The sequence below is a fragment of the Paraclostridium sp. genome (assembly GCF_051657365.1).
Lineage (GTDB): Bacteria > Bacillota > Clostridia > Peptostreptococcales > Peptostreptococcaceae > Paraclostridium.
In genome coordinates, this window is sequence record NZ_JBOFKN010000216.1 from 1 (window position 1) to 12,683 (window position 12,683).

The window sequence follows — 12,683 nt, forward strand, 5'->3', positions numbered from 1 at the left end:
ATATACATAGCACTTCATGATTAATATTTAAACTATTATTCTTATTATAGTGATTATAACCAGTAAATAAAATATTACAAATAATAACTATTAAAATAGATTATAATATTTTAAGATTATATATAAGCTTGCTCTTTCCAATACCCTACAAGCTTATTCTACCTATAATATTTTTTTTTATTCATTTAATTAAAATAATTATTTTTTCACTTTTACAAAATATTTAGTATGTAAAAGTTCATGAGCTTTATGACTTAATGGTCTACCTAAGTATTTATCATATATAGCCTGGACTGCTGGATTTTCGTTAGATTTTCTAAGTGTTAATGATCTATCTATATTATTTAAACCTTCTGCTCTTTTTTCTATAGTTTCTACTCTTTTACGAGCTTTAGGCTGGCCACCTCCACCTACACATCCACCTACACATGCCATTATTTCTATAGCATGGAAAAATTCTTCTCCATTTCTTATTTTATCAAGCATTTTTCCTGCTTCTTTAAGTCCATAAGCAACACCTATTCTAAGTTTTAATCCAGATACTTCTAAATCGCAAGATCTAAATGAATCCCAACCTCTTAAACATTCGAACTCTACATTTTCGATTTTTTCACCAGTCATATTCTCAATAGCAGTTCTAGTAGCAGCCTCTATTACACCACCGGTTCTACCAAAAATAATTCCAGCCCCAGTATACTCCCCTAAAACTTGATCAATTTCTTCATCTTCTATCTCATTTAAATTTATACCTGAGTCTTCAAATATCTTTATAAGTTCTCTCGTAGTTATAACATAGTCAACATCATAGTTTAGACCTCTTGAAAACTCGTGTCTTGATGCTTCATATTTTTTAGCTATACATGGCATTATTGCCACTGAAGTTATCTGATCTCTTGTGAAACCTTTTTCACGACCCCATAAATCTTTCGCTACTGTAGCAAACATCTGCATGGGTGACTTTGCACTAGATGGAACATCTAGCATATCTCCATAATTTTGTTCTATAAACTTAACCCATGCTGGACAGCAAGAAGTCAGTATAGGTAGCTTAACATCCTTATCTCCTGCAAAATGTTTTTCTAATCTTTCTTGAAGTTCTGCTGCTTCCTCCATTATAGTCAAATCAGCCGCCCATGTAGTATCAAATACATAATCAACTCCTAGTTGTCTAAGTGCAGCTGCTATTTTCTTTTCAACATTAACTCCTGCCTCAAATCCAAATGCTTCACCTATAGCCACTCTTATTGCTGGGGCCATTTGAGTTATAACTATTTTATTTGGAGTCGCTAAATCTCTTAAAAATTTCATAGTATTATCACCAGCTGTTATTGCATCAACTGGACAACTTGCTATACATTGCCCACAGTGAGTACATCTATTATAATCTATATAATGTTGCTCTTTTCTTTCTCCAACTATACAATCAACTGGACAAACCCTTTTGCAAGCTCCACATCCTATGCACTTATTTGTTATAGTTAACTTTACAAGATTATTACATTGTGCTGTATAACATTTTTCATCCTCAATATGTTCTTCTATTTCATTATAAAATTTATCTATTATTTCTTGCATTATATTATGTTTTTGATTTAATGTAGTCTTTACAGTACTTGCAAGTTCTCTTAATATAAACACATCTCTCATATTAGATCTACCCTTGCTTATCCTATCTAAAATTTTCCACATTTGTATAATTTCATCTTTTACTTGTTCATATTTTTTATACTTATCTTCTTTCATTTTTCCTATTAAAAAGTCTATGTAGAATTTAGCGTATTGAACTATACAATCTTCTTGAGATAAAATTATTATAGTTCTACTACTACCTTCATCAAATAAGTTGAAATCCAGCTCTTTTTCTAAACTATCTTCCGTTAAAAAACCTCCAAATGGTATACCTAATTGTGCTGCTTTAAATCCACTATTTTTTATAATACCACCAGCTAAGTCTATAATTTCTTTCAATGTAGATTTCTCAGGAATTTCTATTATTCCTGGCTTATTTACATTTCCTGATATAGCAATTTTTCTTTTGCTTCCATCAGTTATTTCTTTTAATTCTGATTCACTAAATACTGAAAATACAGAGCCCAGTGAACTTTGTATTATAGTCGGTTTTTTGTTATTCATCATTTTGACACCCCTCGATATAAGTTGATATTTAAACTAAATAGTATTAATTTCTCCATTAATTCAAAATACTATTCTTATTACCTACTATAAAAACATACCCACTTAGAAAAAAATAAAACTGTTAAATTAAGATTCAGAATCTTAACTTAACAGTTTTATTATTATTTATTATAGTTTTCTATTTCAGATAATAACTCTTCTACTAAGCTATTACCATCTATCTTCCTTACAATTTCACCTTTTTTAAATAGTAACCCTTCGCCTTTTCCTCCGGCTATCCCAATATCAGCTTCCTTAGCTTCACCTGGTCCATTAACTGCACATCCCATTATAGCTACAGTTATATCTTTATCTATTTTGTTTATCTTCTCTTCTACCTCATTTACTACACTTATAAGATCTATATTGCATCTCCCACATGTAGGACATGATATTACCTTTATCTTATCATTTAATAAATCTAAACTCCTTAATATCTCCTTGCCTACTATAACTTCCTCAGTAGGATCTCCTGTAAGTGAAATTCTAATAGTATCTCCAATTCCCTTTAGTAATAGAGCTCCTACTCCTATTGAAGATTTTATAGTCCCTTTTTTCACGCTACCAGATTCTGTTATACCTATATGAAGTGGATAATCAACTTTTTTAGATATAAGTTCATAAGCTTCTATAGTTTTGTATATATCTGAAGATTTAAGAGATATAACTATATTGTAAAAATCTAAATCTTCAAGTATTTTCACATGTCCAAGTGCACTTTCAACTAATGCTTCAGCAGAAGCTGATCCATACTTTTCTAATAATTCCTTCTCAAGAGAACCACCATTTACACCTATTCTTATCTTTAAGTTTTTCTCTCTACATTTATTTACTACTAACTTAACTCTATCTATACTACCTATATTTCCAGGATTTATTCTAACTCCATCTACCCCTTGATCTATAGCTTCTAGTGCTAATCTATAGTCAAAGTGTATATCTGCTATTACAGGTATACTAACATTTTGTTTTATTTCGCCTATATTTTTAGCAGCTTCCATATCAGGAACTGCAACTCTAACTACATCACATCCAACTTCTTCAAGTTTTTTTATTTGTTGTATCGTAGCTTTTGCATCTCTTGTATCTGTATTAGTCATAGATTGTATAGATATAGGATTTTCTCCACCTATTTTAACATTCCCTACACTTACTTCTCTACTTATTCTTCTATTGTAACTCATTATCTCACCTTCACTTTCTAATTACACAGTTTTAATGTCCAATTAATCTAACTATGTCTTTGTATGTTACAAATAACATAAATAGCATTAATACTGCAAACCCGATAACATTTACCATACCTTCTTTATCCGGATCTATCTTCTTTCCACCTCTTAAAAATTCTATAAATAGGAAAAATAATCTTCCCCCATCAAGAGCTGGTATAGGTAATAGATTTAATACTCCTAGGTTTAAACTTATTACAGCTGCTAAGTATAATACATTTATTAACCCTGCCTTAGTGGCATCTGCAACTATACTTATTACGCCTATCGGTCCTGCAACAGCTCCATCCATTCCACTAGGTAAATTACCTGTTATTAATTGACCTACAAATGTTACCATTCCAACAATCATATTAGCAGTTGTTTTTATAGCATTTCCAAATGCTCCTGCAATATTTTTTTCATTTTGAGGATAAATTCCTATTAAGTAATTACCATTTTTAAGTTCAGGAGTAACTTTTACATCCTTCTCTTTTCCATCTTTATTTATAGTTATAGTTAGTTCTTTTCCATTTGAATCTTGAATTCCTTTACTTAATTCATCCCAAGTTTTAATATCTTTACCATTTATTTCAGTTATAGTATCTCCAGCTTCTATCCCTGCCTTTTGAGCTATACTATTATCCATAACTTCTCTTAAAGTAGTACTCGGAGTTCCTATATACATAAATACAGGAATAAAAATTATCACAGCAAGTATTATATTAAAAAACGGTCCTGCAAATAATATGCTCGCTCTTTGCAAAATAGTTTTATTTCCAAATGATCTAGGATCTTTTGAGTCGCTATCTTCCCCCTCCATAGCAACATATCCTCCAAGAGGCAATAACCTTATACTATATGTAGTTTCTCCTCTTTTAAAATTATAAAGTTTTGGTCCCATTCCTATAGCAAATTCATGAATCCTAACACCCGCTTTTTTAGCAAATAAAAAATGTCCTAATTCATGAATGAATACTATTATACCAAAAGCTAAAATAGCTACTAATATAGTTATTATATTCATTCTTTCACCACCCTATTTTATACAATCTTTTACGAATTTTCTACTCCAATTATCTATATGTAATATTTCTTCTAATGTAGGTTTTGCTATACTACTATGATTATCTAAAGTTTTTTCTATGTAATATGGAATGTCATAAAACTTTATTTTATCTTCTAAAAATTCATTAACTAAAACTTCATTAGCCGCATTTAGTACAGCTGAATATGTTCCACCCATCCTTAAACAATCATATGCTAATTTTAAACATGGAAAAGTATTCATATCAGGTTTTTCAAATGTTAAACTGCTCAGTTTTGAAAAATCTAATCTTTCGAAATCATTAAGTATTCTTTCTGGATAAGTTAATGCATATTGTATAGGAAGCTTCATGTCTGGACATCCCATTTGAGCAATTATAGAACTATCTACATATTGAACCATAGAATGAATTATACTTTGGGGATGTACTACTACATCAATTTTATCAGCCTCTACATCAAATAACCATTTAGCTTCTATAACCTCTAGGCCTTTATTCATTAAAGTTGATGAATCTATACTTATCTTTCTTCCCATACTCCAATTTGGATGTTTTAAAGCTTCATTTTTAGTTACATTTACTAACTCATCTCTTGATTTACCTCTAAAAGGCCCCCCTGATGCTGTAAGTATTATGCTATCTATTTCTTTTTTATTTTCCCCATTTAAACATTGGAATATTGCACTATGTTCACTATCAACAGGAAGTATAGATACATTTCTATTCTTAGCTTCTTCCATAACTAACTGACCTGCTGTAACTAGTGTTTCTTTATTTGCAAGTGCTATTGTTTTTCCTTTTTTTATAGCTTCAAGAGTTGGTACTAATCCTATCATCCCAACTATAGCAGTTAAAAGAACATCTATTTCATCTAATGCAGATATAGTAACTAAACCTTCCATTCCACTTAAGATTTCTATACTTATATCACTAGGTATCATTCCTTTTAAAGTTTTAGCACTATTTTCATTATATACTGCAACATATTTAGGTTTAAATTCTTTTATCTGTTCTAAAAGTAAATTTATACTGCTGTTTGCAGATATAGCTACTACTTCAAATTTGTCTCTATTTTTTCTAACTACGTCTAGTGTTTGTGTGCCTATAGATCCTGTTGACCCCAATATTGATATTTTTTTCATACTATTTATATTCCTTTCATATAATTTATATACTATACAATTAAAGCTTCAGAGAACCCTGAAGCTAAATAAATAAATATATTGCATAATAAACAAATGGTGCTACTAGTATAACACTATCAAATCTATCTAATATACCACCATGTCCTGGTATTAATTTTCCATAATCTTTTATTCCAACGTATCTCTTTATTGCCGATGCAAATAAGTCTCCAAACTGTGCAACAACACTTCCTAAACTTCCTACTAAAACCATATGTACAATATCTAAGTTAAATACATATCCAAATAGTACACAGCAAATTGTAGAACCTAAAATTCCACCAATGCTACCTTCTATGGTTTTTTTAGGACTTATACTTGGTATTAACTTATGTTTTCCAAATAAATATCCACTAAAATAAGCAAAAGTATCTGTCATAAATGATATTATAAATATCAACCATACATAAATACCACCTAATTTAAAATCATTAATTGTTAAAACTATGTAATCTAAAAATATCGGTATGTAAAACATACCTATAAATGTTATAGAAAAGTCTATAATATTTTTCTTGTTTGATAAAATATAAATTATTCCTATTAAGAATAAAGTAAATACGAATACATGAGTGTATTCAATTTGTAAATTAAAAATGTTTTTAATAGATAAGAATATGGCAAATAAATATCCTAAAATACTTATAGGTTGTATATTTTTACTTTTAAATGCCTTATAAAACTCATCTAATGCAATTATTCCTATAATAGCTTCTGCTATATATAGTGGCAATCCTCCATATATTATAAATAATAATAATGGAATTAAGGCTAATGCAGCAATGATTCTTACAACCATAAAATAATCTCCTTACTTCAGTCCCCCAAATCTTCTATCTCTGCTTTGATATGTATATATAGCTTTTCTAATTTCATCTTTGTCAAAATCAGGCCAATATACATCAGTGAAATAAAATTCAGAATATGCCATTTCCCACAATAAGAAATTACTTATTCTTTCTTCTCCACTCGTTCTTATTATTAAGTCTGGATCTGGTATGAACTTCGTGCTTAAATATTTTGTTATAGTATCTTCATTTATATCTTCTATATCTATTTTACCACTTTTACAATTTTTTACTATATCTATAACTGCATTTTTTATATCATTTCTGCTACCATAATTTAAAGCTATATTTAAGTTTAATCCAGTATTATCTTTAGTTATATCAATCGCATCTTTTATAGCACATACAGATTTACTAGGTAGTGCATCTATATCTCCTATAGTAGTTATTTTCACTTGATTTTGATGTAATTCTTTTAATTCTTTTTTTAAGTATGTATATAGTAAATTCATTAAAGCATCTACTTCTAATTTAGGTCTTTTCCAATTTTCTGTTGAAAATGCATATAAAGTTAAATGTTTCACTCCTAAAGCTGAGCACTCTTTTATAACCGTTCTTATAGCTTCAACTCCAGCTTTATGCCCAACGGTTCTTGGAAGTAGTTTTTCTTTTGCCCATCTACCATTTCCATCCATTATTATTGCTATATGAGTAGGTACATTACTTAAGTTTATGTCATATATAGTATTTTTATTCATAAGCTACCTCCCAATAAAACTTTCTGACCCCTATTTTAAGGAGTCAGAAAAGTATGTTTGTATTATTTCTATACTATTTCCATTTTCAGATATCTTAATAACTCTAGGAATTATCAATTTTTCTACATCTTTATATCCTTTTATCGTAGTTATAGTATAAGTTTTATTTTCTTTGTCAAAAAATTTTATTACCTCATCCGTATGAAGTCCTAATAAGTTATAATATCTATTCAATATTATACCGCCATTATATCTTGTTCTTTAGTTTTTAATAATGCGTCTACTTCTTTTATAAACTTATCAGTTGTTTTTTGAACTTCATCTTGAGATTTCTTTAAATCATCTTCAGTTATTTCGCCTTCTTTTTCCATCTTTTTAAGCTTATCGTTAGCGTCTCTTCTTTCATTTCTTAATCTAACTTTAAACTCTTCAGAAACTTTACCAGCTTGTTTAGCTAAATCTTTTCTTCTTTCTTCTGTTAAAGCTGGAACTGATATTCTTATAACTTGCCCATCATTAGTTGGATTTAATCCTAAATCTGAGTTTCTTATTGCTTTTTCTATTTCACCCATAGCTGTTTTGTCCCAAGGATTTATCATTAAAGTTCTTGGTTCTGGTACAGATATAGCTCCTACTTGATTTACAGGAGTTGGTGTTCCATAGTAATCAACTCTAACTTTATCTAACATTTGAGCGTTAGCTCTTCCTGCTCTTATAGTAGTAAACTCTGATTTAAGAGCCTCTATCGTTCTATTCATTTTTTCTTCTAATTGTTTTTTTACTTGTGCACTCATTGTTCATTCCTCCTTAATAATTAATTATTTTACAGTAGTTCCTATATTTTCACCCATAACTGCTTTTATTATATTCTCTGTAGAAAGTTCAAATACCTTTATTGGTATGTTGTTATCCATACATAAAGATGTCGCAGTCGAGTCCATAACTTTAAGTTCTTTTTGTAGAACTTCTATATAGCTTAGTTCTGTAAATTTCTTAGCATCAGCATGAACTTTTGGATCTTTATCATATACAGCATCTACATTTTTAGCTAGTAATATAACTTCTGATTCCATTTCCGCAGCACGAAGTGCAGCTGCTGTATCAGTTGAGAAGTAAGGATTTCCTGTTCCCGCCCCGAATATAACAACTCTAGATTTTTCTAAGTGTCTAACTGCCTTTCTTCTTATATAAGGTTCTGCTATTTGTCTCATTTCTATAGCTGTTTGAACTCTTGTTAACACATCTATATTTTCAAGAGCATCTTGTAGCGCCATAGCGTTCATAACCGTAGCTAACATTCCTATATAGTCAGCAGTAGTTCTGTCCATTCCTTCAGATGTTCTTCCTCTCCAGAAGTTACCTCCTCCAACAACTACAGCTACTTCTACACCTATTTCTTGTATGTGTTTTATGGCTTGTGCTATTTCATTTACAACTTCATTATTTATACCAAATCCCTTATCTCCAGATAATGCTTCTCCACTTAATTTCAGTAATACTCTTTTATACATGGGCTTTGTCATTTGAAATCCTCCTTAGTTAGTTAACTTTTTAAAAAAAAGAACACCGAAGTGTTCTCTTTTGGTTAATTACTTAAGTTGCTTAGCAACCTCTTCAGCAAAGTTTTCTTCTTTCTTTTCTATACCTTCACCAACTTCGAATCTTACGACTCTAGCAACCTTTATTTCAGAACCTACTTTTTTAGCAACATCTGCAACTAATTGCTTTATAGTTAAATCTGGGTTTTTAACGAAAGTTTGTTCAACTAAACAAACTTCTTTTAATTGTTTTTCTAATCTTCCCTTTATCATCTTTTCAACTATATTAGCTGGTTTTCCTTCATTTAAAGCTTGTTGAGTTAATATTTCAGTTTCATGAGCTATGTATTCTGGATCTACATCATCTTTAGATACGTATTTAGGATTCATAGCAGCAACTTGCATAGCTATGTCTCTTCCCATTGCTAATACATCAGCATCTCTAGCTTCTGTTTCTAACTCAACTAAAACACCTATTTTTCCACCACCGTGTATGTATCCTGCAACTTGACCATCAGTAGATATCTTAGCGAATCTTCTTACGTCTAATTTCTCACCTATAGTAGCTATTCTGTTGTTTAATACTTCAGATAAAGCAACTCCTTCTTTGTGAGTTTCAGCTAATAATTCAACTATTTCTTCTTTTTCAGTAGCTAAAGCCATTTCAGCAGCATCTTTAACGAAAGTTTTGAAATCTTCGTTTTTAGCAACGAAATCAGTCTCTGAATTTACTTCTACTATAGCACCTACAGTGTTATCAGCATTTATTTCTATAGCAACTAATCCTTCAGCAGCTATTCTATCAGATTTTTTAGCAGCTTTAGATAATCCTTTTTCTCTTAATAAATCTATAGCTCTTTCCATATCTCCTTCAGCTTCTTGTAAAGCCTTTTTACAGTCCATCATTCCGGCACCTGTAGTTTCTCTTAACTCTTTAACCATTTGTGCAGTTATAGCCATTGGTAATCCCTCCTATATATTACTAATGGTAAGGGTATACCCCCTTACCATTAACTTATTTTATTATTCTTGGTCTTCAGTTACTTCTTCTTGATCATCAGCTATAGCTTGTCTTCCTTCTATTACAGCAGTTGCCATAGCACCAGTTATTAACTTAACAGCTCTTATAGCGTCATCGTTACCTGGTATAGCGAAGTCTAATTGCTCAGGATCACAGTTTGTATCAACTATACCTATTACTGGTATACCTAATCTGTGAGCTTCTTGTATAGCTATGTTTTCTTTTCTTGGATCTACTACGAATATAGCAGCTGGTAATTCTGGCATATCTTTTATACCGTTTAAGTATTTCTCTAATTTTTCTTTTTCAGCTCTTAACTTTATAACTTCTTTTTTAGGAAGAACGTTGAATACACCTTCTTCTTCCATTTTTTCTAATTTTCTTAACTTGTCTATTCTAGTTTTTATAGTTTTGTGGTTTGTTAACATTCCACCTAACCATCTTTCGTTAACGTAGAACATTCCACATCTCTCAGCTTCTTCTTTTATAGCTTCTTGAGCTTGTTTCTTAGTTCCTACGAATAATATAGGTCTTCCAGTCTCAGCCATTTCTTTAGTGAATCTGTAAGCTTCTTCAACTTTTTTAACAGTTTTTTGTAAGTCTATTATATATATTCCATTTCTTTCTGTGAATATATATTGAGCCATCTTAGGGTTCCATCTTCTTGTTTGATGTCCGAAATGAACACCAGCTTCTAATAATTGTTTCATTGATATTACTGCCATTTTTTACCTCCTGGTTTTACCTCCGACTTGATCATCTCTCTAAAAAACCTTTTAGGCACCTTTTAGAGATCACACAGTCGTGCGTCATTTTATTTTTTTACCTCAGTTAGTATACCATAGACAATTGTAAATTACAATATTTTTTGCAAATTTTATATCATTAATATATATACATCATTATGTACTATCAATTTACATTTTACTAGATAATTATTAACACATATATACTAAATTATTCAATATATTCAAAACTAATAAATAAGATAGAGAATTCTCTATCTTATTTATTGATTTACTTAGCAAATAACATTTTAATTTTAGTTAATAAAGATGTATTATCTACATTATTAGCACTTATTATATCTACGCTCCCTAAAACTTCGCCACTATCTGTATAATATTTAATAACACCTAATACATCACCTTTTTTAATAGGATATTCTAATTCTTTTAATGTAATCTGAGCATTTATATTTTCTTTATTTTCTACTATAGTATATAGTTCATCTTTTGTTCTTAACTCTACTTCTAACTCAGTTATACCTTTTATATACTTTTTACCTATCAATTCATTTTTAGATATCATTTTTTCTGTATAGTAATTTTCTTTACCATACCTTAGCATATCTAGGGCTGCTGATAATCTTTTATTTTTATGATTAGCCCCTAATGTTACTCCTATAACTCTATATTTCTTTATGTCATTTTCCTTTTTCACATTCATAGAAAATGATAGACAATATCCAGCATTACCTGTATATCCAGTTTTAATTCCATCTACATCTGGTATCATTCTTAAAAGTGGATTTGTATTATTTTTTTCAAATCCCCTATCCGGGTTAGAATAAGTAGTCATATCTGTAATAGATGTAACTTGTTTTTCATAATTGTCAAACATGTATTTACCAAGTATTGCTATATCTCTAGCTGTAGATATATTTTGTTTTGGCTGAGCTTTTGGATTTTGCAAATCATAAATTGGAAGTCCATGTGGATTGACAAATTTAGTATTAGTCATTCCTATTTCTTTAGCTTTCTCATTCATAAGTTTTACAAATTTATCTACATCTTTAGATATATGAGTTGCTATACCTACTGCTGCATCATTTCCAGATACTATCATCAGACCTTTCATAAGTTCTATTAAAGCAACCTCTTCATTTTCTTTCAAATGATAACTTGACCCTCTTACTGATGCTATTTTTTTAGTTATTTTAATTTTATCTTGAGGGTTAACTTTCTTATTTTCTATAGATTCTATAGCTATTAAAAATGTCATCATTTTACTTAAACTAGCTAATGGTCTTTTCTCATCTGCATTTTTAGAATACAATACTCTATTTGTATCTTGATCTATTAATATAGATGATATGGAATACTTATCTACTTCTTTTTCTGTAGCAAATATAGTATATGGAGTTACAACTGCTAAAATTAAAACTAATACTATAATTCTCTTTACTCCTAATGTCATTTTTTCACCTTCTTAAGATAATAAGTATATATATTAATTTTTCACTTATTGTCTTAAATATATATCTAGTAATTATTTACTATCTTGACATTTTCCTAAATAATACAGATGCCCAAGAAGCTCCCATTGTTACACCTAAAAATACTTCTATGCTAACTAATAATTTTCCAACCATATTATTTACTACCATATCTCCATATCCAACTGTACTAAATGTAGACATACTAAAATACCATAAATCTAAGTAATTTTTAATAATTTCATTGTTTACATTTTTAATTCCTGTAAATCTGTATAATAATGCAAATATGCTTACTATAAAAAAAGATATTATAAATATATTTAACGGTTTTTCACCATATCCAATAATATATTTTGAAATTAAATCTATGAATTTTGAATTTATATATTCCATATTAGTGTTAAAATCATTTCTTTTTATACATTTACCACCATAATACCTTTCCATATAATAGTAATGCCCTACTTTTTCATAATCTCCTATAATAGATGACTGATTTTTAGCTATTCTATAATTAACTTTTGCATGTTTATAATCTAGCTTTGAATAATCCACATTTTTTATATTTACTTTACAACAATTACTAAAAAGTATTCCATCTAAACGTGGCATATTTTTTATTGATTCAAATACTAGTTTCTGACCTTTTAATTTTGATTTTATAAATATTTTTTTACTAGTTATACTTTTATTAAATTCTACATCCTTAAAAATACAATCTCCATTAAAAACACAATTATT

General features: G+C 29.4%; 13 protein-coding genes. All 13 read right to left on the reverse strand.

The window, feature by feature from the left end; all coding sequences use genetic code 11:
- Window positions 1-198: 198 nt before the first annotated feature.
- The gene (locus ACRCYC_RS16780) at window positions 199-2,136 is read right to left on the reverse strand and encodes a [FeFe] hydrogenase, group A (protein WP_438620247.1); all 1,938 of its coding nucleotides are present in this window, start codon (window positions 2,134-2,136) and stop codon (window positions 199-201) included.
- A gap of 161 nt (window positions 2,137-2,297) precedes the next feature.
- Complete coding sequence (gene ispG, locus ACRCYC_RS16785; RefSeq protein ID WP_438620248.1) at window positions 2,298-3,359, reverse strand: flavodoxin-dependent (E)-4-hydroxy-3-methylbut-2-enyl-diphosphate synthase; 1,062 nt, start codon at window positions 3,357-3,359, stop codon at window positions 2,298-2,300.
- A gap of 31 nt (window positions 3,360-3,390) precedes the next feature.
- Window positions 3,391-4,410 carry an RIP metalloprotease RseP gene (gene rseP / locus ACRCYC_RS16790; protein WP_438620249.1) on the reverse strand — a complete coding sequence of 340 codons (1,020 nt, stop codon included), beginning with the start codon at window positions 4,408-4,410 and terminating at the stop codon, window positions 3,391-3,393.
- Between the two features lie 12 nt (window positions 4,411-4,422).
- Window positions 4,423-5,574 carry a 1-deoxy-D-xylulose-5-phosphate reductoisomerase gene (locus ACRCYC_RS16795; protein WP_438620250.1) on the reverse strand — a complete coding sequence of 384 codons (1,152 nt, stop codon included), beginning with the start codon at window positions 5,572-5,574 and terminating at the stop codon, window positions 4,423-4,425.
- 64 nt (window positions 5,575-5,638) lie between these two features.
- Window positions 5,639-6,415, reverse strand: coding sequence for a phosphatidate cytidylyltransferase (locus ACRCYC_RS16800; protein ID WP_438620251.1), 777 nt, complete (start codon window positions 6,413-6,415; stop codon window positions 5,639-5,641).
- Between the two features lie 12 nt (window positions 6,416-6,427).
- Window positions 6,428-7,162: an isoprenyl transferase gene (locus ACRCYC_RS16805; RefSeq protein ID WP_438620252.1), complete on the reverse strand. Its 735-nt coding sequence runs from the start codon at window positions 7,160-7,162 to the stop codon at window positions 6,428-6,430.
- A gap of 30 nt (window positions 7,163-7,192) precedes the next feature.
- Complete coding sequence (locus tag ACRCYC_RS16810; RefSeq protein WP_438620253.1) at window positions 7,193-7,396, reverse strand: hypothetical protein; 204 nt, start codon at window positions 7,394-7,396, stop codon at window positions 7,193-7,195.
- Window positions 7,397-7,398: 2 nt separating this feature from the next.
- Entirely contained in the window at window positions 7,399-7,956 is a 558-nt protein-coding gene (gene frr / locus ACRCYC_RS16815; RefSeq protein ID WP_438620254.1) for a ribosome recycling factor, read from the reverse strand.
- Window positions 7,957-7,980: 24 nt separating this feature from the next.
- The gene (gene pyrH / locus ACRCYC_RS16820) at window positions 7,981-8,685 is read right to left on the reverse strand and encodes a UMP kinase (protein WP_438620255.1); all 705 of its coding nucleotides are present in this window, start codon (window positions 8,683-8,685) and stop codon (window positions 7,981-7,983) included.
- 66 nt (window positions 8,686-8,751) lie between these two features.
- The gene (tsf, locus tag ACRCYC_RS16825) at window positions 8,752-9,660 is read right to left on the reverse strand and encodes a translation elongation factor Ts (RefSeq protein WP_438620256.1); all 909 of its coding nucleotides are present in this window, start codon (window positions 9,658-9,660) and stop codon (window positions 8,752-8,754) included.
- Window positions 9,661-9,723: 63 nt separating this feature from the next.
- Window positions 9,724-10,446: a 30S ribosomal protein S2 gene (gene rpsB, locus ACRCYC_RS16830; protein WP_438620257.1), complete on the reverse strand. Its 723-nt coding sequence runs from the start codon at window positions 10,444-10,446 to the stop codon at window positions 9,724-9,726.
- Window positions 10,447-10,738: 292 nt separating this feature from the next.
- Entirely contained in the window at window positions 10,739-11,920 is a 1,182-nt protein-coding gene (locus ACRCYC_RS16835) for a D-alanyl-D-alanine carboxypeptidase family protein (protein ID WP_438620258.1), read from the reverse strand.
- 79 nt (window positions 11,921-11,999) lie between these two features.
- The coding region (locus tag ACRCYC_RS16840; RefSeq protein ID WP_438620259.1) for a potassium channel family protein at window positions 12,000-12,683 on the reverse strand (684 nt) is incomplete at its 5' end.

Coding starts and splice junctions, on each gene's coding strand:
- ACRCYC_RS16780 (WP_438620247.1), bottom strand. CDS start 2,136: ATGATGAATAACAAAAAACCGACTATAATACAAAGTTCACTGGGCTCT.
- ispG (WP_438620248.1), bottom strand. CDS start 3,359: ATGAGTTACAATAGAAGAATAAGTAGAGAAGTAAGTGTAGGGAATGTT.
- rseP (WP_438620249.1), bottom strand. CDS start 4,410: ATGAATATAATAACTATATTAGTAGCTATTTTAGCTTTTGGTATAATA.
- ACRCYC_RS16795 (WP_438620250.1), bottom strand. CDS start 5,574: ATGAAAAAAATATCAATATTGGGGTCAACAGGATCTATAGGCACACAA.
- ACRCYC_RS16800 (WP_438620251.1), bottom strand. CDS start 6,415: ATGGTTGTAAGAATCATTGCTGCATTAGCCTTAATTCCATTATTATTA.
- ACRCYC_RS16805 (WP_438620252.1), bottom strand. CDS start 7,162: ATGAATAAAAATACTATATATGACATAAACTTAAGTAATGTACCTACT.
- frr (WP_438620254.1), bottom strand. CDS start 7,956: ATGAGTGCACAAGTAAAAAAACAATTAGAAGAAAAAATGAATAGAACG.
- pyrH (WP_438620255.1), bottom strand. CDS start 8,685: ATGACAAAGCCCATGTATAAAAGAGTATTACTGAAATTAAGTGGAGAA.
- tsf (WP_438620256.1), bottom strand. CDS start 9,660: ATGGCTATAACTGCACAAATGGTTAAAGAGTTAAGAGAAACTACAGGT.
- rpsB (WP_438620257.1), bottom strand. CDS start 10,446: ATGGCAGTAATATCAATGAAACAATTATTAGAAGCTGGTGTTCATTTC.
- ACRCYC_RS16835 (WP_438620258.1), bottom strand. CDS start 11,920: ATGACATTAGGAGTAAAGAGAATTATAGTATTAGTTTTAATTTTAGCA.